Origin of the sequence: Vibrio hannami (assembly GCF_029589055.1) — a bacterium.
GTDB lineage: Bacteria > Pseudomonadota > Gammaproteobacteria > Enterobacterales > Vibrionaceae > Vibrio > Vibrio hannami.
Genome location: NZ_JARQZP010000006.1, coordinates 303884 through 320944, shown reverse-complemented (window position 1 = coordinate 320944; position 17061 = coordinate 303884). Strand labels below are relative to the sequence as shown.

Below are 17061 nucleotides of genomic sequence, written 5' to 3'. Positions count from 1 at the left end.
ATTTACTTCTCCTCACCAAGACGTTCGCGGCTATATGAGCCATCTAATACCCTTGTCCACCAGTTTTCGTTAGCCAGGTACCACTCAACTGTTTTGCGAATACCAGACTCAAATGTTTCTTCAGGCTTCCAGCCAAGCTCATTCGCTATTTTGGACGCATCAATAGCATATCTTACATCGTGACCAGGACGATCTTTTACGTATGTAATAAGATCAAGGTATTTCTCAACACCTTCTGGCTTGCTTGGAACCAGCTCTTCTAGTAATTCACAGATCGTTTTAACAACGTCAATATTAGCTTTCTCGTTGTGACCACCAATATTGTATGTTTCAGCAATTTCACCTTCCGTTACCACTTTATATAGTGCCCGAGCATGATCTTCTACAAACAGCCAATCTCTGATTTGCATACCATCACCATAGACGGGTAAAGGCTTTCCTTCTAACGCATTTAGAATCATCAGAGGGATAAGTTTCTCAGGGAAATGATATGGACCGTAGTTGTTAGAGCAATTAGTTACAATGGTTGGAAGACCATAAGTACGCTGCCAGGCTCTTACCAGGTGATCGCTTGATGCCTTAGATGCAGAATATGGGCTACTAGGTTCGTATGAAGTAGTCTCAGTAAATAGGTCATCTGTTCCTTCTAAATCGCCATATACTTCATCGGTAGAAATATGGTGGAACCTGAATGCATCTTTCTTAGTCGCATCCAACTCATTCCAATAAGCACGAGCTGCTTCTAAAAGAACATATGTACCAACAATGTTTGTTTCGATAAAGGCAGCAGGGCCATCGATTGAACGATCCACATGTGACTCTGCAGCTAGGTGCATAACTAGATCTGGTTCATGCTGCTCAAATACTCGCTTAACCTCAGTGGCGTCGCATATGTCAACTTGTTCAAAAGAATAACGTTCGTTCTGATCTACCTCGATCAAAGACTCAAGGTTTCCTGCATACGTTAGCTTGTCTACATTTACCACTTCATCAGCAGTATTTTTAATAATGTGCCTAATTACAGCTGAACCAATAAATCCAGCACCACCTGTTACAAGTATCTTCATCTAAAACTATCCACTGTTTAAATGATGCCTCGCAAGCGACTATAAACAAATAAAACCAAAGAACTATTTCAACCAAAAGTTCAGGCTGTATAAAGATTTGATATAGCCCTTGAAGCCAACACTTATGTTTCTATAAAAAATGTGGAGATTGTACAGTAGAAGCGTTACTTGTTCTAGAAATGAATCAACGCATTAAACAAATCTGTTTTACTGATATACTACGGCCATGTAAACATTAAGGAAATCTAATAATGATCATTGTAACTGGCGGCGCTGGCATGATTGGCAGCAACATCGTAAAGGCTTTAAACGAAAAAGGTATAAACGACATACTAGTGGTCGACAACCTCAAAAATGGTAAGAAGTTCAAAAACCTTGTTGACCTGGATATCGCAGACTACATGGATCGTGAAGACTTCTTAATGCAAGTAATGGCAGGGGAAGACTTCGGGCCAGTTGAAGCTATATTCCATGAAGGCGCATGCTCAGCTACAACTGAGTGGGATGGCAAATATATGATGCTCAATAATTATGAGTATTCAAAAGAACTTCTCCACTATTGCTTGGAGCGTGAAATCCCGTTCTTTTATGCATCTTCCGCAGCTACCTACGGTGAAACCGATACCTTCATTGAAGAAAAAGAGTATGAAGGTGCACTTAACGTGTATGGCTACTCAAAACAACAGTTCGACAACTATGTGCGTCGTCTATGGAAAGAAGCCGAAGAGCATGGTGAAGAACTGTCTCAGGTAACTGGATTCCGCTACTTTAATGTTTATGGCCCTAGAGAAGATCACAAGGGTAGTATGGCTTCCGTTGCTTTTCATTTAAACAACCAAATGAATGCAGGTGAAAACCCTAAGCTTTTTGCAGGCAGTGAGCACTTCAAACGAGATTTTGTTTATGTAGGTGACGTTGCAGCGGTAAACCTTTGGTTTATGGAAAACAGTAAATCAGGAATTTTCAACTTAGGTACAGGCAATGCAGAGTCCTTTGAAGAGGTCGCTAAGGCTGTTATTAAATTTCATAGCAAAGGTGAGATTGAAACCATACCTTTCCCAGAACACCTCAAAGGAGCTTATCAAGAGTTTACTCAGGCAGATTTGACCAAGCTTCGAGCAACAGGCTGTGACCATCAGTTCAAAACTGTTGCTGAAGGTGTCGCTGAATATATGAAAACCATCAACAGCTAAGTTATGACCCAAGCGATATTACATATTTGCCTCTCCACGGGTTGGGGAGGCCTAGAAATGTACCCTATCCGCACAGGAGCGGAGTTTGATAAACGTGGCTACAAAGTGTTTGGCTTATGTGTCGCTGGTACTCGCGTTGCCAAGGGTATGGATGAATCCGGGATAGAAACCTATAAGGTACAAAGCAAAAAACACCTTATCGCATTCGAAATTCTCAAGCTTAACCAATGGTTGAAAGATAATAACGTTGAGGTAATTCACTGCCATAAATCCGGCGATATTCTTATTTCAGCTCTTTTAAATATTTTTACCCGACGTAGAACATTGTTTACTGAGCACATGGGTGTCACCAAGCCCAAAAAAGATTTATACCATAAATGGGTCTATAACCATCTAGACCAAGTGTTATCCATTAGCGATCAAACGTATCAAAGAAACATAAAAGCGTTACCCGTACCAGAGAACAAAATCGAGCGGTTGTGGTTAGGTACAGACATCCCTGACTTATGCACTACTAAGCAAATTGAAGAGACTAAAAAGTCATTATCAATTCCAGAAGGTGATTTGGTCATAGGTACAATAGGACGGATCTGCCCAGGCAAAGGGCAATTAGAACTTCTGAGAGCTTTTGAAGTTCTCGCAGCTAAAAATAATAACCTTAGACTTCTAATAGTAGGTGGGCTTACAGACACGGAAGGTGCTGACAGTGAGTATGTAGCTGAGATAAAAGAATTCATTGCCTTAAGTAAATACAAGACAAGTATCCATTTAGCTGGTTTCCAAAAAAATACTCCAGCAATGTACTCCATAATGGACGTTGTGTGCTTACCTTATTATAACGAAGCATTTGGGCTTACCGCGATAGAAGCCATGGCTGCTCAAAAAGCGATAGTCGCTGCAGATTCAGGTGCTTTACCTGAAATTCTTGGCGAGAACGCCATTTTTTGTAATCCAAAATCGGAAAAAGATATTGCTAATTCTATACAGCACTATCTTAGTAATTCGAAACTTGTTACTAAAAATTCCCACACCAGCCGTTTAAGAGCCTTAGAATATTTCTCTATGAATGCACATATTGAAAAGCTTCAAGGTTACTACTTAGCAGATTAGTGATAGTATCACCGTCACCTGAAAGCATGCGTTAACATATGAAAATCTTAATTATTGGCCCGTCATGGGTGGGCGACATGGTAATGTCGCAAAGTTTATATAAAGAACTAATAAATACGAACCCAGAGGCGACTATTGACGTACTCGCACCTACATGGTGCAAGCCTATTCTGGAACGCATGCCCGAAGTGAATGAAGCTATCGAAATGCCCATTGGTCACGGTGCTTTTAACTTAAAAGAGCGATGGAAGATAGGCCGAAAACTTGCCAAAAATAACTATGACCACGCATTTATACTGCCCAACTCCGCAAAGTCTGCTCTTATCCCTGCTTTTGCGGGAATAACTAAGCGAACCGGATGGAAAGGTGAGTTTAGGTATGGGTTGCTGAATGACATTAGGCCAGACAAACGCATATTTCAGTATATGGTCGAACGCTACGTCGCTTTAGCCCACCCTAAACTGGAAATGCTTGATCGTGTTTCTCTAAACGTTATTGAAGAACCAGAGCTCGAGGTAAGTGAAGAGAAGCAAACCTCCATCAAAACTAAGTTAGGACTAAACTCAACAAGGCCTATCATCGGCTTATGCCCAGGAGCTGAATTTGGCCCTGCCAAAAGATGGCCCGAGGAGTACTACACCGAAGTAGCAGAACATGCGATTAAGTCAGGTCAACAAATTTGGCTTTTCGGTTCTCAGAAGGATCAAGAAACAACTCAGCTAATAAGAGATGGCTTGAGTGATGAAAGTAAAGGTCATTGTTTTGATCTAGCAGGCAAGACATCGTTAATAGAAGCTGTCGACATGCTAGCATGCTGTCATACTGTTATAAGTAACGACTCAGGGCTTATGCATGTGTCCGCAGCGGTTGGTTGTAACATCATTGCTTTGTACGGTTCTACATCCCCCGAATATACGCCACCACTAACTGAAAAACTGAGCATACTTCATACTGATATTGAATGTCGTCCTTGCTTTAAAAGGACTTGTCCTCTGAGGCACCTAAACTGCTTAAAAGAATTGAAACCCGAGTCTGTTATTGGGGCTCTAAGTACATCCATATCGATACAATTACAATAAATTACAGAAGAGCGTAAAGGCTTAGAATGAATAAGACACTTACAATTGTTGCTAACCGCTTAATCAGACTAATGGGAAACCTATTTAAAATAGCGGGTTACCCGGTGCATTTGCTGCTACCTAAATACAGATTTACGATTCCAGAGTACTCAAGAGCAATAGTTAGATCACCAAAAAAGGCAAATGTTACAAAAATTGTATGGCAAACAAACTACTCGAACAGAGTCGCTTTCCCCGTCTATATAAATTATTTGTTCAATAGATTGATGACGCTAGATTACGAATATAGATTTGTCAGCGATGATGCACAGAGAAAGTATGTTGAGGAGAACACTTCAAAACAAGAGTTTGAAGCTTACCTACAGCTTAATGATGGTGCTGCATTGGCTGATTTCTGGCGGATTGTAGCACTAAACACCGAAGGCGGTGTTTATCTGGATATGGACGCTACTTTAGTTAAACCATTGAAGAAATTGATCGACCCCAATGATGAAGCTCTCTATGTTTCATTAGCTAAAAACAACTTCGAATTTACAAACTTTTTTCTGGCATCCGCTCCAAACAATCCTGATTATCAAAAGACTATAGATAAGATGGTTGTGAATATCGAACAAAAAAAAGTCGATAAAGGTGTTTACTTCTTAACTGGCCCTGGAGTACTGACAGAAACATTAGAAGGAAAGACCGTTAAATCTATTGAACGTAAGTACGTATGTATTCAAGGTGCCTTTACCAATGAACATTTTCAGTACTTAGATAAACCTAGAAGTAAGTGGATTCATAAAAAACCTAAAGACTTGTTGAAGTAAGTAGAAAAATGAGCAATACAAAAGTCGCTATTCTATGCCTGTCGCATCATAAAGGTGGGATGGAATTAGATGCTATAAGACATACAAAACTATTCAAAAAACATGGAATAGACGCTTTACTTATATGTAAAAGTGACACGTTTCTGGAAGAAAAGGCCAAAACTCAAAATGTAGAGCACTTTAGTATTGCTTTCAGATCTAAGCTGAGCCTGAATTTAATCAGAGAGCTTAGGAGCGTAATCAAGAAAGAACAGATCACCACTTTGGTGTTTTTTGGTGCATCTGAGATTAAGTCTATCTATTTTGCTGTAAAAGGTACTAACTGCAAAGTCATTGTTCGGCATGGAACTACAAAGTCCACTTCAAAAAAAGACTTCTTACACCGCATATTTTATAGTTGCGTTAGCAATTACGTAGCAATTAGTGAACACTTACACCGCAATGCATTAGCCATCCTCCCTGCTACCAGTAGTCAAACAGTTACTATATACCCAAGCATTGACACTACATCTATCTATCCAAATGCTCCTAAATCACCAACGTTTGTTTTTGTAGGGAGAGTAGAAAGAGGTAAAGGTATATATGACGCAGTCACTGCACTATCGAATGCCAATATCCCTGAAGAGAACAAAAAGCTAACGATCGTAGGACCGTACAACAATAATGTTAAAAATGAGCTACTCGATCTCGTTAGAGACAATCGTGTTGAACTCGTTTTCACAGGTTACACTGACAATGTAAGTCAACACTATATAGAAAATGCTTTCTTCTTGTTTCCAAGTTATGGAGAAGGATTTGGGAATGTGATGTTAGAGGCGATGAACTATGGCCTTGCATGTATCACATACAACAACACCATATTTCCAGAATTTATGGCGCTAGGCTTTGAAGACTTATATCAAGCACAAGACAAAAACATCATTGATTTAGCAGATAAAATAGAGCTAGCTACCAGCAACTTTATAGTATCAAAAGAAAACACTCACAAAGATATACTGTTGTCTAACTTCAGTGAAGCCACATGTATCTCTAAGTGGAAAGAAATTTTACTTTAAATTATGAACAAAGAATTTTCACGCAAAGCTTTATATCTTTTTGCAATATTATTTGCTCTTTCACTGCCCTCCACAAAGCCGGGAATGAATATATTTGGAACACTACTATCAGTAACTACCATTTATATGCTTATTTCAGAATGGAAGAGTATATCTATAGGGTTTAAAAAACTTTCCATACTAACTATAGGCCTATTTTTGTTAGGCGTATTTTCTAGCACAGTTAGTAATATGGATATTAAAGACATCATATTATTTATAAGAAAAAACCTTTACCTATTGCTGATACCAGCACTTACCTACGCACTTACAAATGAAAAGGCTAGGAAGCATGCAATCGTCACTTTTGTAATTGCAACCATAATTTCGTCAGTATATAGCCTTTATAACTTCTCTACCGTTGGAAATTTTCAGATATCATCTAGAGTCCTTGGTTTCTTAGATTATTCTAGACATATAAATGTGATATTTTTCAGTTTATCTGCTTTGTTTATTTACATTCACTTTAAAGCAAAAAATAGATATATAAAAGTAGTAAGTATACTATGCATTCTTATTTTGATATCCAGCCTTATTGTTTCAGGCACAAGAGGTGGATGGCTTGGTGCTGTAGTTGTCATATTCGCATATTCACTTCTTTGTCTAAGAGCAAAGTCAGGGTATTTATTTATAGCTCTAGCAGCTGTTTCATTAGTATTCAGCAGTGTATTTCCTGAAAAAGTCACCCCCATAATTGAACGAGGTGCAAGTATCTTTAACACCTCTAATAATGAGTCAAATACTGCCAGGCTTACCATGTGGAAAGGCGGATTGAACTACATTGTTACTACAGCTAACGATTCACCAAAGCATTTCGTATTTGGTAGCGGTATGAAAAACTCCGCACAACACTACTACTCATACATCAAAGGCTTACCAGAACAAGAAAGTCGAGAATATTTATCGAATAATCATATTTATGGCGGTACGGACTTCCACAACACATATATCGACTTATACGCAAAATCGGGATTCATATACGCCACTTTATTGTTAGGTACCTTTTTCTATGTGATATTTATGTCTTTATCTCGTTCAATAAGGACAAACAGCAAAATACAGAAAATAAATTCCTGTTATTTTATCGGCTTATTGGCGATCACTCCTTTCTATAGCTTGCTCCAAGAATACTCTACATATACTATAGCGTTTGCTGTATCACTTACACTTTCTGAGGTTTTAAATGCTAATTATGAAAGTTAGTTTGATTGTTGCTGTCTATAAAGATTACCAGGCTCTTTCTCTTATTCTTCAGCAACTTGAAGATCAAACATATAAAAACTTTGAAGTTGTTATAGCTGAAGATGCACGAAGTTCAGAAATAATCGCTCTTCTAAAGAAATTCCCGAACTTAGACATAAAACACTGCTCCCAAGAAGATTCCGGCATTAGAAAAATGCAATCTCAAAATAACGCTATCAAAGCAGCCACTGGTGACTACTTAGTATTTGTTGATGGAGACTGCGTACCTTACCCAACCTTCATAGAGTATCACGTACAACAAGCAAAACCGGGGTATGTCTCTTCTGGACGAAGAGTTAACTTAGGACCTAAATTTTCTGATTGGTTAAGAAAGGAAAAAGTCAAAGCAAGTACAATAGCAAATAACTTCCTTCTATTTTTTGTTCCTCTTCTTATAGATGGTAAGGAGGGACATATCGAGAGTGGCTTTACTTTCAAGCCTGATGGGTGGATATACAAGAATATACTTAACAAATCATCAAGAACCACTAGTTTGCTAGGCTGTAACTTTGGGTGCTTTAAAAAAGATATTGTTGCAATAAATGGATTTGATGAAAGTTATGGTGAAACAGCAGTTGGAGACGATACAGATATTGAGTGGCGATTTATAGCATATGGATTGAAAGTTCAGTCTGTTAAAAACACAGCAAATGTTTTTCATTTGTATCATCCAAAGCGAAGCCACCATATTCCATACTATGACGAGATGATCGAATTAATGCTCTCCAGGAAAGAAGCAAAAAAATATTTTGCATCGAAGGGGCTAAGCAACAGGAGCTAAGATTACGTAATCAGTTTTTTAACCCAGTTTCTGATACAATGGGGAGACTCTACAGGAGTATACTCTTTCTCAATAAACTCTGTTGGTACCGTATAGTTTTCATCACTGAGTACAAAGTTATTCTCCTGAAACCACAACTCTGACTTTATAGTGTTATTATTGGTTATTAAAAATTTATTATAGCGATAAGCATCACCAAGTCTAAATGATAGCCCCTTTTGCCTTGGATCAACGATATCCAGTATACATTTTGTGGATTTTAATTTTTCTTCTAACTCATTACCTATCAGTTTTGTATTTTGGATAACTAACTCAATATCATTAATTCTAATTGACTTTTTATTTATCTTATCATTGATAAGATAAATCTCTCCCTTTAGGTGGCTATTTGACTCTGCAAACCTCTTTACTGCTTGATATCTAACATCGGATTCATCACCAAAATAAAGAACACTAAATACATCCATTTCAGGAGAATTTAAATAATTTAGAGGATTCAAATGGTAGGAAGGAAGATGACTAATACCACCTTTTTTGCAATCGTCGTCATCAAAGCTAAATGTCTTGTCGGAGTAGTTTAAAAGAACTTTGCCTGATGGGGATTTCTCTAATGAATCCCACAATACACATATTAACTTTCTCGATTGAGATTTTAATTGAGCCGCAATTACAGAATTGAGCATTGCAGGAATAAACACTATCACTAGGTCATACTGCGAGTCAGTTTTCGATACAATATATTGCTCCCTACCCCAATGACGCTTTCCCTGAATTTTAAAATTTAGGTAAGTCTTTGCTGCTAGCTTATGCAACACAGACGGGTACTTTTTTTGAGCATCTAGCTCTGCTGCATCTATATAGTCGACTTCGAGGTTTAGCTTTTTAAGCTCTTCCAATATTGGAGAAATTAGATTTGTTTTATTGTCACCCAGAAGTAAGACTCTTCTCATCTGCTACATTCCTTTAAAATCCACTCGACGTATAGAAGCGTAATTGAAAGCTTAACAAGACCAGCCCTTGGTCTTACACTCTCACTTTATGTTATGCTGATATAGTCATTCTTTGCAAGATACTACACGAGATAATCCATTGCTTCGCTTAATATATACGGCCCTTCTAATCATTATATCCCCACTGTTTTTATACCAACTTCTACGAAGAAAAGAGGGAAAACCATCAATAGGCAAGCGCTGGAAAGAGTACTTTGGCTTCACACCTAAGTTAAATAGCACTGAGTCACCATTATGGATTCACGCAGTCTCTGTTGGTGAAACTATCGCTGTTAGTCCAGTTATCAAAGCGATAAAAGAGAAAAACCCGGATCAAACGATTCTACTGACAACAACAACTACAACAGGAGCTGAACAAGCGCAGAAGCTTGGCGAACTTGTTGAACACCGATATATGCCATTAGACTTTCCATTTGCTCTAAAAGGCTTTTTAAAATCCGTTTCCCCCAGCCAACTATTGATAATGGAAACTGAACTTTGGCCTAATACATTAGCAATCGTTGCTAAAGCAGGAATACCAATCACCGTGATAAATGCTCGTTTATCAGAGCGATCATGCAATAGATATAAGAAAATACAGCCCGTTTTTGATTTGTTGGCAAAAAGCTTAACCCAGGTACTTTGCCAACATAAAGACGACGCAGAACGATTTATTAAGCTAGGTATTCCGAAAGATAAAGTTCAAGTCACAGGCTCTGTGAAGTTTGATATCCAGGTAAGTAACAAAATAAAAGCTAAAGGCGAAGAGCTTCGTACAACACTTGGTTTGAAGCGTCCGGTATGGATCGCGGCTAGTACACACGCTGGTGAAGATGAACAAGTACTCGAGGCACATAAGCAGATAACTTCGTTGATTCCCGGCGCTCTGCTGATACTAGTACCGCGTCACCCAGAACGTTTTTTTGGTGTCGAACAACTTTCCACCAAATTTGGCTTTACTACCACTACTCGATCTAGCAAACAATCAGTCACGACTAATACAGAGGTTTACCTGGGAGATACTATGGGAGAAATGCTAACTCTTATGGGCGCTTCCGATGTTTGCTTTATAGGTGGTAGCCTTGTTGGTGAAAAAGTTGGTGGTCATAACCTTTTAGAGCCAGCCGCATTAGGTAAGGCTTTGATCAATGGCCCTAGTTACTTCAACTTTACAGATATCGCTAATCAACTAAGAGATAGTGAAGCTCTTACGTTTTGTAGTAATAGCGATGAACTAGCTAATCAAATAATCCAACTTTTCAACGACGAAAATAAGCGGCAAAAGATGGGAAATGCCGCTCTTGATGTGGTCAATAACAACAAAGGTGCGATCGAAAAAACGGTACGTTACGTCAGTTGATATTAATCTTGCTTACTCATTGTGAGCAAGAAGAAGAGCATCCCAATCCCCCTCATTCCAATAAATCGCTCGTTTACCAACTTCTTTGGTAAACGAGCGTTTTAAGCGCTCTAGGTTACCGGCTTTCCAACTATCACCATGCTGGATGTAACACTTGTCAAAGTCTATAATCCAGACCTTTTCGTTATCATCAATCAGGATATTATGAATGTTCAGATCAGTATGGTTTACCTGCGCATCGTGCATCTTTCGGATCTCTTGACCGATTTTCTGGTAGAGCTCTTTTGATATAGGAGCTTCCTGCAGAATCGAAACCAGGTCGCGTGCGTTTGCTATTTTTTCACTCAATAAGTCTGCCTGATAACAGAAGTTTCGCTTAATTGCCCGTGCCGCTATCGGTTTTGGTACGTTTACACCTGCCTCAATAAGTTTAATTAACAGCTGAAACTCTTGATAGCTGCGAGTATTCTCCCAACCATTGAAGAAGTAGTGGTCTTTAACCAACTTACCGAAAAGCCCGCCACGACGATAGTGTCGTAGTGCAGCTGGAATGGTACCTGTCTGAACAAACCATGTAGTACCTCTACCCTCCGCACTGCCAGTAACTTTACCGCTTTGTTGCCAAAATACAGGTTCAAAACAGCTTTCGGGGGATTCAAGAAGTAACTCTTCATTAAACCAAATTCGCTGTTTCCCAATTTCTACTGTTTTCAAATCAATAACCCGTAACCCGTAACCCGTAACCTAAACATTTTACATTTATCTGCCCTCACTGCATAATTCTTAGCAATCAAATAACTAGTGATACCAACTCATGCCTCTTTTTTCCTCGGCTCCAGACTCTCTTTGCATTCTAAGGCTCTCGGCCATTGGTGATGTTTGTAATACGGTAGCCGCAGTCCAGTCTATCCAGCGACAATGGCCGACAACCCAAATCACCTGGATAACGGGTAAGTTAGAAGCGCAGCTAATTAATGACCTGAATGGCATTGAAGTCATTGTATTTGATAAAAAGCAAGGCTGGGAAGGCTATAAATCATTATGGAAAACGCTTAAAGGCCGCAAGTTTGATGCACTTTTACATATGCAATATGCATTCAGAGCCAGCATTGCGACTCTGGGAATTAAAGCAAAATACAAGCTGGGCTTTGATTCAGTAAGAAGTCAGGATTTCCAAACTCTGTTTACTAACGTAAAAGTCCCATCCCCATCTGAAACACACGTTCTGGATGGCCTGCTTGCTTTTTGTGAGACACTAGGAATAAAAGACATTTCGCCATCCTGGTCAATTCCTTACTCTGATTCGGATAAAGAGTGGGCAAAACAGCATATAAGCACCAGTACAAGAACCCTTGTTCTGGTGCCTGCAGCCAGTAAAGCCTATAAAAACTGGAACGCTGAAGGTTATGCCGATGTTATTCATCACGCTCAGTCTCTGGGCTGGAATATCATTCTGGCAGGAAGCCCTGCTAAGATTGAAATAGATCTGGCAAATCAGGTTGAAGAATCGCTAACACACAGTCATTCCCGCGAAGGCGGGAATCTTGAAAAAATAAGCGAGAATATTGGATTAGATCCCTGCCTTCGCAGGGATGACGAAGGAGTGGCCGGGAGTGACGAAGGCACTACTGGGAGTGACGCTAGAGGTGTTCTTAACCTGGTTGGAAAAAGTAGCTTGAAACAGATGCTTGCCCTGTTAGATCTAGTAGATCTTGTTATTGCCCCGGATACTGGACCAGCTCATATGGCTAACGCAGTAAATACCCCTGTTCTTGGTTTATATGCTCATCATAATCCACAACGAACTGGCCCCTACCAGTATAGAGATTATGTGGTTTCAGCGTATGAAGAGGCTATTAAGATAGAAACGGGCAAAACACCTGAACAGCTAAGCTGGAGAGCCAGAGTTAAAGACAAGCAGGCGATGAACCTCATAAAGTCACAAGATGTTATATCCATGTTTGATAGAATTACTGCTGACTTTTCATTAAACAACACAACAATCAATACAGAGGTATCTCAGTGAGCAGACCCACTCTAGCTGTTGCTTTAATCGTAAAAAATGAGTCACAACACCTGAAAGCTTGCCTGGATACTGTAAACGGCTGGGTTGATGAGATAGTCATTCTAGACTCAGGCAGTACAGACGATACCGAGCAAGTTGCGCGCCAGTATACTGATAAGTTTTTTGTAAATGCTGAGTGGCCGGGGTTTGGCCCACAGCGACGCTTAGCACAGTCTTATGTTGAATCAGATTACATACTTTGGCTGGATGCAGATGAACGTGTCACACAGGAACTAAAGGCAAGTATTTTAAAAGCGGTTGAAGAAAACAAACCTGATACGTTATTCAGATTTGCTCGACTCAGTTGGGTATTTGGCCGCTATATCCGCCACTGTGGCTGGTATCCTGATAGAGTACTTCGGTTATATCCAACCAAGTTGACTCAGTACAACGATGTACTGGTTCATGAAAAGGTCGAAGTATCTAGGGACATGAAGGTGGAAAAGCTTCAGGGTGATGCTATCCACTACACCTACAACGATATGAATCACTATCTGGTTAAATCCGCAGGCTATGCCAAGGCATGGGCGGAGCAGAGAGAGAAAAAAGGTAAGAAGAGCAGTATCTCTCAGGGAATAATTCATGCCCTAACCTGTTTCTTAAAAATGTATGTGTTAAAGGCTGGTTTTTTAGATGGAAAACAGGGATTCCTGCTTTCCATACTTTCAGCTCATTCGACCTTTGTTAAATATGCTGATCTCTGGATCAGGACAAGTACTGAGAAGCCCAGGGATTAATCTCTTTTAGAGTCGTATTGATATCAATGCGGCTCATATTCTCCTGATTTGCTTTATCATCAGCTTCTGGCGGACAAAATGCGATATGTCGCCCTTCGGAGTTAATAGGTTTCCAGCGCAAAGGTGTTGCAGAACGCTTTCTCGGGAAGAAGCCGATTGTAGGAACATCAATAGCGGCAGCGATATGTAGCGGACCCGTTGAACCTGCGACAAATAAATCCGCGCAAGCTATAGAGCAAGCAAAATCCACCAACCCGTCGTTTTTATCATAGACAACCGAGAGCTCATCTTGCTTACTAAGCAACTTCAATAGCTCTTTGGCTTTTTCCTCTTCACCTGGTCCCGCAGTCAGGATAACTTCTTTCTCCTGCTTTATTCCGGTGATCAAATCTGCGTACTGCTCAAGCGATAGGTTATTTGCAGAGCCGCCACTACCAGCATGAACAAATAGCCATTTTTTATTTACATCAATAGAAAGTTGCGATGCTAGCTTTCCTCTCTGCGTGAAAAGTTCATCTCCACTAAATTCAAGGTAAGGCGTAGTAGGTTCAACAATATTCGTTTTGATATCTTTCAGAAATGCCCGAATTAGATCTAGATTGTATTCGTATTCCGGTTTGGCAGACTGAGAACGCTTTTGCTTGATTCTTCGGTTATAAAATATCTGAGCTAATTTGGTCGCAGGTGCTAAGCGGTAAGGAATCTTTGCATTCCAGACCAATTTTGCATTATAGGTAGTAGAGAAAAGGTTAATCGATGCATCAAACCTTTCTTTTTTAATCTCTTGAGCCAGCTTATTTATTGCTTCTTTTTCACCGTTTTTTGTTGGATCAATCAGAACAGAATCAATCCAGGGACAAAGGTTAGCAAGGTCTACTGTATATTTAGGAACCAGAGCGGTGATATGGCAATCTGGCAAAGATTGCTTCAGCATCGCAAAGCTAGGCCATGCCAGCATAAAGTCGCCAATTTTATCATTACGTACTACCAGAATTTTCTTCATTTGTGACTTACCAGTTCCTAACGTTCAGAACGTCAATCATACAGAGTTAAATAGGTAATTTTGAGTATTTTTGTTAGTATTTAGCGAGATAACTGCAACTACACAGAGATATTCCAGTGACTGAAAAGAAAATAACTAAGGTACTTTATCCGGGAACATTCGATCCAATTACCAATGGTCACCTGGATTTAATTGAGCGTGCAGCGCAAATGTTTGATGAAGTCCTGATTGCTGTTGCTGCAAGCCCATCAAAAAGAACCATGTTTACTCTGGAAGAACGTGTTGAGCTTGCAAAAGAGGTCACTTCGCATATCCCAAATGTTTCTGCAAAAGGCTTTTCCGGGCTACTTGTTAACTTCGTAAAAGAAGAGAATGCACACCTTCTAATCCGCGGATTAAGAACTACCGTTGATTTTGAGTACGAGTTTGGATTGACCAATATGTACCGTCGTCTGTCTCCGGGTCTGGAAAGTATTTTCCTGACTCCTGCAGAAGAACATGCCTTTATCTCTTCAACCATTGTCAGGGAAACTGCAATTCATGGCGGCGACGTAACTCAATTTGTCCCGGCGGCGGTAAATCAGGCGTTATTGGAAAAAACTACAAAGGCTGACAGTCAGGACAAATAAAGCTGTTTCGCTGTCCAATTTTCAGCTGTTCTATTGCCGTTCCACACACCGGGCAGGGCTCTCCAGCCTTGCCATAAACCTGCAGTTCCTGAGCGAAATAACCTGGCTTTCCATCAGCCTGATTAAAGTCTTTAAGCGTTGTTCCACCTTGCTTGATAGCCGTAGCGAGTATCAACTTAATCTCTGTAACCAAGGCTTTCCACTGTTCTGGCGTGAGTTTGCCCGCTGGGGTTTTAGGATGGATTCGTGATGAGAACAAAGATTCGTTAGCGTAGATATTACCCACACCAACAACTATCTTGTTGTCCATTATAAACTGCTTAATCACCGATCGCTTATTCTTCGCCTTTTCAAGCATATATTCCGGTGTAAAGTCAGCTTCCAGAGGTTCTGGCCCCAAATGTCCCAAAAGCTCATGAAGCTGATCATTGCCTTGCCAGAGCCATGCACCAAAACGTCGAGGGTCGTTATATCGAAGCAACTTCCCGTTATCTAACACCAGATCAACGTGATCATGATTATCTGCTGCCACACTCTCATCCAGCACCCGTAAAGAGCCAGACATACCTAGGTGGATAATAATGGAGCCTGAATCCAATCGAACAAGCAGGTATTTTGCTCTGCGTTCGATATCCAAAATCACCTTGCCAGAAAGTTGAGAAAGCTCAACCGGAATCATCCAGCGCAACTTAGGCTGTCTGATCCTGATCTCTTTGATCGTTTGATTTTTAAGATGAGGTGTTATCCCCATTCTGCTGACTTCGACTTCCGGTAACTCAGGCATCTATACTCTCACTAATAAAAATACTCACCTAAAGACTTTTATTTAAACGGGAACAAGTACTCACTCTCAACAGAAACTGCAATCCATTTGCTCTGCCAGTTCTGCATCAGCCAAAAATTGGGGGTTTCATAGTAAGTGACTCTTTGTGGTTCTTCGACTCCCTGATACCAGACTTCGATGGTGTTGGCACTACTAAGCTGGGATTTCAGTTGCTGAAACGTTGGATCATCCACTTCTGTACCAACCAGGTTCGTCCAGCGTTGAATTAAATCAGGAGTAGAAACGGTTAGCTCTTTTGAAGAGATCCAGTCTGAACCATCATTGGTAAGAGACCAATCGGAAAAATGAAGTTCCAGAGGTGACTGCTGAGGGTTAATTAAAAATGGATATTCCTGAATTTGCTCGGAGTCTTCTCTGGCCGCTTTAAATACATTAGGCAGATTGAGGGCAACCATAAAGATCATGATGCCAAGTATGAGTACGTTGTTCCAGCCACGGCGAGAGAGTTTCACGAGTTGTTATATCCTTATCTTCTATTCACCTTTCCTTCTGTCAAAGATTAACGCTGAGTTTTTCAATAGGCAATAAAAAACCCAGCTATAAAAGCTGGGTTTTAGAGAAACTGTAAAATCAATTACTTGATTTTTGCTTCTTTGTACATAACGTGCTTGCGAACTACAGGATCAAATTTCTTGATCTCGAATTTGCCTGGCATGTTACGCTTGTTCTTGTCAGTTGTGTAGAAGTGACCAGTACCAGCAGAAGATACTAGACGGATTTTCTCACGAATGCCTTTAGCCATTGTTCAATTCCTCTTATACGTTCTCGCCACGAGCACGGATATCAGCAAGAACAGCATCGATGCCTTTCTTGTCGATGATACGCATACCCTTAGCAGTTAGACGTAGTTTAACGAAGCGCTTTTCGCTCTCTACCCAGAAACGATGAGTTTGTAGGTTCGGCAGAAAACGACGCTTTGTAGCATTTCGTGCGTGTGAACGGTTGTTACCCGTTACTGGACGCTTACCAGTTACTTGGCATACTCGGGACATTTAAGTCTTCTCCAAATCGTTTCAGCTCGATATCAACCTTGGTGGCCGAACCTCTTATCTGTTCAAA

General features: G+C 40.2%; 19 protein-coding genes. 11 read left to right on the top strand and 8 right to left on the bottom strand.

Going from position 1 to position 17061, the window contains the following annotated elements; translation table 11 throughout:
* Nucleotides 1-2 precede the first annotated feature (2 nt).
* Nucleotides 3-1067 (bottom strand): dTDP-glucose 4,6-dehydratase, encoded by a 1065-nt coding sequence (gene rfbB / locus P7F88_RS12805; RefSeq protein WP_277825272.1) that lies wholly within the window; start codon nt 1065-1067, stop codon nt 3-5.
* Nucleotides 1068-1318: 251 nt separating this feature from the next.
* Here rfbB and rfaD point away from each other — a divergent pair, with 251 nt between their 5' ends.
* The 7 genes from rfaD to P7F88_RS12770 are packed head-to-tail and all read left to right on the top strand — an operon-like array spanning nt 1319 to nt 8375.
* Nucleotides 1319-2260: an ADP-glyceromanno-heptose 6-epimerase gene (gene rfaD, locus P7F88_RS12800; RefSeq protein ID WP_277825270.1), complete on the top strand. Its 942-nt coding sequence runs from the start codon at nt 1319-1321 to the stop codon at nt 2258-2260.
* 3 nt (nt 2261-2263) lie between these two features.
* Nucleotides 2264-3370 carry a glycosyltransferase family 4 protein gene (locus tag P7F88_RS12795; protein ID WP_277825268.1) on the top strand — a complete coding sequence of 369 codons (1107 nt, stop codon included), beginning with the start codon at nt 2264-2266 and terminating at the stop codon, nt 3368-3370.
* 38 nt (nt 3371-3408) lie between these two features.
* Complete coding sequence (gene waaF / locus P7F88_RS12790) at nt 3409-4449, top strand: lipopolysaccharide heptosyltransferase II (protein ID WP_277825266.1); 1041 nt, start codon at nt 3409-3411, stop codon at nt 4447-4449.
* A 26-nt stretch (nt 4450-4475) separates the two neighbouring features.
* The gene (locus tag P7F88_RS12785) at nt 4476-5258 is read left to right on the top strand and encodes a glycosyltransferase family 32 protein (RefSeq protein WP_277825264.1); all 783 of its coding nucleotides are present in this window, start codon (nt 4476-4478) and stop codon (nt 5256-5258) included.
* 8 nt (nt 5259-5266) lie between these two features.
* Nucleotides 5267-6313, top strand: a complete 1047-nt coding sequence (locus P7F88_RS12780; protein ID WP_277825261.1) for a glycosyltransferase family 4 protein — start codon at nt 5267-5269, stop codon at nt 6311-6313.
* A 3-nt stretch (nt 6314-6316) separates the two neighbouring features.
* Nucleotides 6317-7555, top strand: a complete 1239-nt coding sequence (locus P7F88_RS12775) for an O-antigen ligase family protein (protein ID WP_277825259.1) — start codon at nt 6317-6319, stop codon at nt 7553-7555.
* Nucleotides 7536-8375, top strand: a complete 840-nt coding sequence (locus P7F88_RS12770) for a glycosyltransferase (protein WP_277825257.1) — start codon at nt 7536-7538, stop codon at nt 8373-8375. The genes P7F88_RS12775 and P7F88_RS12770 overlap by 20 nt, the downstream gene beginning before the upstream one ends.
* 2 nt (nt 8376-8377) lie before the next feature.
* Here P7F88_RS12770 and P7F88_RS12765 read toward each other — a convergent pair whose 3' ends face one another.
* Nucleotides 8378-9325 (bottom strand): WaaS/CpsH family glycosyltransferase, encoded by a 948-nt coding sequence (locus P7F88_RS12765; protein WP_277825255.1) that lies wholly within the window; start codon nt 9323-9325, stop codon nt 8378-8380.
* 139 nt (nt 9326-9464) lie between these two features.
* Between P7F88_RS12765 and waaA the strand changes: the two genes are divergently transcribed.
* Nucleotides 9465-10724, top strand: a complete 1260-nt coding sequence (gene waaA, locus P7F88_RS12760; protein ID WP_277825253.1) for a lipid IV(A) 3-deoxy-D-manno-octulosonic acid transferase — start codon at nt 9465-9467, stop codon at nt 10722-10724.
* 12 nt (nt 10725-10736) lie between these two features.
* Here waaA and P7F88_RS12755 read toward each other — a convergent pair whose 3' ends face one another.
* A complete protein-coding gene (locus tag P7F88_RS12755; protein WP_277825251.1) occupies nt 10737-11438 on the bottom strand; it encodes a 3-deoxy-D-manno-octulosonic acid kinase in 702 nt (233 codons plus the stop codon).
* Nucleotides 11439-11538: 100 nt separating this feature from the next.
* Between P7F88_RS12755 and P7F88_RS12750 the strand changes: the two genes are divergently transcribed.
* A complete protein-coding gene (locus P7F88_RS12750; RefSeq protein ID WP_277825250.1) occupies nt 11539-12750 on the top strand; it encodes a glycosyltransferase family 9 protein in 1212 nt (403 codons plus the stop codon).
* Nucleotides 12741-13526: a glycosyltransferase family 2 protein gene (locus P7F88_RS12745; RefSeq protein WP_277825770.1), complete on the top strand. Its 786-nt coding sequence runs from the start codon at nt 12741-12743 to the stop codon at nt 13524-13526. The genes P7F88_RS12750 and P7F88_RS12745 overlap by 10 nt, the downstream gene beginning before the upstream one ends.
* On the opposite strand, the gene P7F88_RS12740 is transcribed toward P7F88_RS12745, so the two are convergent.
* Nucleotides 13495-14529 (bottom strand): glycosyltransferase family 9 protein, encoded by a 1035-nt coding sequence (locus P7F88_RS12740; RefSeq protein WP_277825248.1) that lies wholly within the window; start codon nt 14527-14529, stop codon nt 13495-13497. The two genes, P7F88_RS12745 and P7F88_RS12740, sit on opposite strands and share 32 nt — an antisense overlap.
* Before the next feature lie 116 nt (nt 14530-14645).
* On the opposite strand from P7F88_RS12740, the gene coaD reads away from it, so the two are divergent.
* On the top strand, nt 14646-15158 hold the full coding sequence (gene coaD, locus P7F88_RS12735; protein WP_277825246.1) for a pantetheine-phosphate adenylyltransferase: 513 nt from the start codon (nt 14646-14648) through the stop codon (nt 15156-15158).
* On the opposite strand, the gene mutM is transcribed toward coaD, so the two are convergent.
* From mutM to rpmB, 4 genes are all read right to left on the bottom strand, one after another.
* Nucleotides 15130-15942 (bottom strand): bifunctional DNA-formamidopyrimidine glycosylase/DNA-(apurinic or apyrimidinic site) lyase, encoded by an 813-nt coding sequence (gene mutM, locus P7F88_RS12730; RefSeq protein WP_277825244.1) that lies wholly within the window; start codon nt 15940-15942, stop codon nt 15130-15132. The two genes, coaD and mutM, sit on opposite strands and share 29 nt — an antisense overlap.
* A gap of 38 nt (nt 15943-15980) precedes the next feature.
* Nucleotides 15981-16454, bottom strand: a complete 474-nt coding sequence (locus P7F88_RS12725; RefSeq protein ID WP_277825242.1) for a hypothetical protein — start codon at nt 16452-16454, stop codon at nt 15981-15983.
* 122 nt (nt 16455-16576) lie between these two features.
* Nucleotides 16577-16744: a 50S ribosomal protein L33 gene (rpmG, locus tag P7F88_RS12720; protein WP_004405486.1), complete on the bottom strand. Its 168-nt coding sequence runs from the start codon at nt 16742-16744 to the stop codon at nt 16577-16579.
* Nucleotides 16745-16757: 13 nt separating this feature from the next.
* A complete protein-coding gene (gene rpmB / locus P7F88_RS12715) occupies nt 16758-16994 on the bottom strand; it encodes a 50S ribosomal protein L28 (protein ID WP_021704597.1) in 237 nt (78 codons plus the stop codon).
* Between the last annotated feature and the right edge of the window lie 67 nt (nt 16995-17061).

Coding starts and splice junctions, on each gene's coding strand:
- rfbB (WP_277825272.1), bottom strand. CDS start 1,067: ATGAAGATACTTGTAACAGGTGGTGCTGGATTTATTGGTTCAGCTGTA.
- rfaD (WP_277825270.1), top strand. CDS start 1,319: ATGATCATTGTAACTGGCGGCGCTGGCATGATTGGCAGCAACATCGTA.
- P7F88_RS12795 (WP_277825268.1), top strand. CDS start 2,264: ATGACCCAAGCGATATTACATATTTGCCTCTCCACGGGTTGGGGAGGC.
- waaF (WP_277825266.1), top strand. CDS start 3,409: ATGAAAATCTTAATTATTGGCCCGTCATGGGTGGGCGACATGGTAATG.
- P7F88_RS12785 (WP_277825264.1), top strand. CDS start 4,476: ATGAATAAGACACTTACAATTGTTGCTAACCGCTTAATCAGACTAATG.
- P7F88_RS12780 (WP_277825261.1), top strand. CDS start 5,267: ATGAGCAATACAAAAGTCGCTATTCTATGCCTGTCGCATCATAAAGGT.
- P7F88_RS12775 (WP_277825259.1), top strand. CDS start 6,317: ATGAACAAAGAATTTTCACGCAAAGCTTTATATCTTTTTGCAATATTA.
- P7F88_RS12770 (WP_277825257.1), top strand. CDS start 7,536: ATGCTAATTATGAAAGTTAGTTTGATTGTTGCTGTCTATAAAGATTAC.
- P7F88_RS12765 (WP_277825255.1), bottom strand. CDS start 9,325: ATGAGAAGAGTCTTACTTCTGGGTGACAATAAAACAAATCTAATTTCT.
- P7F88_RS12750 (WP_277825250.1), top strand. CDS start 11,539: ATGCCTCTTTTTTCCTCGGCTCCAGACTCTCTTTGCATTCTAAGGCTC.
- P7F88_RS12740 (WP_277825248.1), bottom strand. CDS start 14,529: ATGAAGAAAATTCTGGTAGTACGTAATGATAAAATTGGCGACTTTATG.
- mutM (WP_277825244.1), bottom strand. CDS start 15,942: ATGCCTGAGTTACCGGAAGTCGAAGTCAGCAGAATGGGGATAACACCT.
- rpmG (WP_004405486.1), bottom strand. CDS start 16,744: ATGGCTAAAGGCATTCGTGAGAAAATCCGTCTAGTATCTTCTGCTGGT.
- rpmB (WP_021704597.1), bottom strand. CDS start 16,994: ATGTCCCGAGTATGCCAAGTAACTGGTAAGCGTCCAGTAACGGGTAAC.